The organism is Paenibacillus glycanilyticus (genome assembly GCF_023715145.1).
GTDB lineage: Bacteria > Bacillota > Bacilli > Paenibacillales > Paenibacillaceae > Pristimantibacillus > Pristimantibacillus glycanilyticus_A.
On record NZ_JAMBNP010000036.1, the window covers coordinates 1 to 487 of the forward strand.

1 tRNA gene and 1 rRNA gene are annotated in these 487 nt (G+C 46.0%); both read left to right on the plus strand.

Features of this window, described 5'->3' with window-relative positions:
• Nucleotides 1–86 (plus strand): 16S ribosomal RNA (locus M3194_RS30820); the annotation flags it as partial.
• 127 nt (nucleotides 87–213) lie between these two features.
• Nucleotides 214–289, plus strand: a tRNA-Ala gene (locus M3194_RS30825).
• Nucleotides 290–487: the final 198 nt, after the last annotated feature.

A 487-nucleotide genomic window follows, 5' to 3' on the forward strand; every position in this document is an offset into this window, starting at 1 on the left:
GCCAGCCGTCGAAGGTGGGGTAGATGATTGGGGTGAAGTCGTAACAAGGTAGCCGTATCGGAAGGTGCGGCTGGATCACCTCCTTTCTAAGGAAATACCTGATCACGATGATGATCAGATAGGAAGCTTAGCTTCCATGCAAGATAAAAGTTTGGATAACGACGCAGTGCGTTAGACGTGATATCATTTGTTCAGCTTTGATGGAATTTGTATGGGGCCATAGCTCAGCTGGGAGAGCGCCTGCCTTGCAAGCAGGAGGTCAGGAGTTCGATCCTCCTTGGCTCCACCAAATAAACCATCTATTTTTGCTGTTTTCTTATTGCTAAAGAGCTATTCTGAAGCATGGACAACGCAAAAGATTTGCTCTTTGAAAACTGGATAGCGAAAGAATGAAACATCCTTAAGCAAGAAACATGTTTTTATTAGGTTAAGCTAATAAGAGCGCACGGAGGATGCCTAGGCACTAGGAGCCGAAGAAGGACGTGGC